Source organism: Kitasatospora sp. NPDC101155, from assembly GCF_044768305.1.
Classification (GTDB): domain Bacteria; phylum Actinomycetota; class Actinomycetes; order Streptomycetales; family Streptomycetaceae; genus Kitasatospora.
Window position 1 is genome coordinate 1 of the sequence record NZ_JBIWPN010000171.1, and the last position, 1,040, is coordinate 1,040.

General features: G+C 71.7%; 1 protein-coding gene. It reads left to right on the top strand.

The genetic code is table 11. The features are described from left to right. Positions 1–113: 113 nt before the first annotated feature. Positions 114–1,040 (top strand): ISL3 family transposase (locus ACIRYZ_RS46615; protein WP_402955885.1); only part of this gene is annotated, 927 nt, incomplete at its 3' end.

The following is a 1,040-nucleotide window of genomic DNA, read 5'->3' on the forward strand; positions in this document are numbered from 1 at the left end:
GGCTCTTCTGCTCCATCCGTGGGCGTCCTCGGGGTGCCTGACGCAGTGCACGCCGTCCCCCGTGCAGATCTTGAGGTGCTGAAGCCTGAGATCGAGCGCGCGAGGAGAACGGCGTGCGGTTCACCACGGTATTGAGGAACCTGGTCGGATGCGAGGAGGCGGTGCCGGAGGACGCCTGGTTCGACGCGGACGGGCAGGTGATGGTGGTAGCGGTGCGGCCGAAGGCCCGCTATCGGCGGCGCTGCGGGATCTGCCACGGTCGCTGTCCGGGCTACGACAACGGCGAGGGCCGCCGCCGGTGGCGGCACCTGGACGCGGCCGGGCTGCCGCTGTTCCTGGAGGCCGACGCGCCACGGGTGGCCTGCCCTCGGCACGGGGTCGTGGTCGCGGCCGTGCCCTGGGCCCGCCACGGCGCCGGGCACACGCTGGACTTCGACCAGCAGGTGGCCTGGCTGGCCACCGAGTGCTCCAAGTCCGCGACCGCGCAGCTGATGCGGGTCGCCTGGCGCACCGTCGGCGCGATCCTGACCCGTTACCGACGCGACGCCGACGCCGGCCTGGACCGCCTCGCCCACCTGCGCCGAATCGGGATCGACGAGATCTCCTACCGCAAGGGGCAGAAGTACATGACCGTCGTGGTCGACCACGACACCCGGCACGTGGTGTGGATGGCTGACGGCCACGGCAAGGACGTGCTGCGCTCCTTCTTCGACGCCCTCGGCGAGCAACGGGCCCACCGGCTGACGCACATCAGCGCGGACGGCGCGGAGTGGATCGCCGATGTGGTCGCCGAGCGCGCCCCGAACGCGATCCGCGCGATGGACCCGTTCCACGTGGTCGCCTGGGCCACCGACGCCCTGGACGAGGAACGCCGCGCCAGCTGGAACCGCGCCCGCCGCGACGCGAAGGACCCGGACCTGGCCCGCCGGTTGAAGCACTCCCGCCACGCCCTGTGGAAGAACCCGGAGGACCTGACCGACCGGCAGAACGTGAAACTGGCCTGGATCGCGGTCAACGACCCACGCCTGCACCGCGCATAC